The 920-nt window shown below is 73.6% G+C and carries 1 protein-coding gene and 1 pseudogene; one reads left to right on the forward strand and one right to left on the reverse strand.

The genetic code is table 11. The annotated features are described in order from the left end of the window. Positions 1–336, forward strand: a pseudogene (locus ACEN88_RS32835) (2-polyprenyl-6-methoxyphenol hydroxylase); the annotation flags it as partial. Here the strand turns inward: ACEN88_RS32835 and ACEN88_RS32840 are convergent. Continuing rightward, on the reverse strand, positions 309–920 hold a 612-nt coding region (locus ACEN88_RS32840; protein WP_413346466.1), incomplete at its 5' end, for a hypothetical protein. The pseudogene ACEN88_RS32835 and the gene ACEN88_RS32840 overlap by 28 nt on opposite strands.

The following is a 920-nucleotide window of genomic DNA, read 5'->3' on the forward strand; positions in this document are numbered from 1 at the left end:
GTGCGGGCCGGCGCGCGGGCGCCGGATGCCGTCGTGCTGGGTGCGGGCGGGCAATCCACCCGGCTCTTCACGTTGTTCGCGGGGCCGCACTGGACCATGCTCGGTCGGGACGTGCCGCCCGGCGTGGCGGATGCGTTGCGGCGCGCGGGCCTGCGCGTGCACCTGTTCGGCGCGCGCGGCGACGTGGTGGACGTGCATGGCCAGGTCGAAGCGGCCTATGGACTGCAGCCCGGCGAACTCGTGCTGGTGCGTCCGGACGGCTACGTCGGCGCCATCGCCGGCTCTGCCCACGTCGACGCGCTCGATATCTACATGCGGCGTGCCGGCCTGTCCTGAACACGCCGCCAGCGCCAGGCCAGCAGCGCCAGCAACACCAGCCACGCCGCCACCGCGAGCTGGGCGAACACGTCGCCCATGCGGCTGTAGACCGTGCCGCCGCGCCCCGTCGGCAGGTCGCCCACGAGCATGCCCGGGGCGTGCGCCGTGCGGCGTTCGGCGACGATGCGGCCGTGCGCATCGCTCAGCGTCATCAGGCCTTGCGAGGCCGAGCGCGCGACGGCGAATCCGTTTTCGACGCCGCGCACGACGGCCATGCGGCCGTGCAGGTAGGCGTCGCGGTCGAAGTCCCACGCGGGCACCAGCATCAGGCCGACGTCGCGCCGGCCGTACAGGCGCAGGTCCTGGGCGAAATCCATGTCCTTGCAGATCGCGATGCCGGCATGCACGTCGCCGAGCCGCGTCACCAGTTCGCCGGTGCCCCGCACGTAGTCCGCTTCGTAGCCCGGCACCATGCGCTTCTTCAGGTAGGTGTCGACGGGCGCGCCGGGCCGGTACAGCGCGGCGATGTTCAGCCGGCCGCCCTGCGGCGCGGGCCCGTCGAGACCGGCGACGACGCTGCTTCCCGCCGGCGGCACCAGGAC

Source organism: Massilia sp. CT11-108 (genome assembly GCF_047302915.1).
Classification (GTDB): Bacteria; Pseudomonadota; Gammaproteobacteria; order Burkholderiales; family Burkholderiaceae_D; genus Telluria; species Telluria orientalis.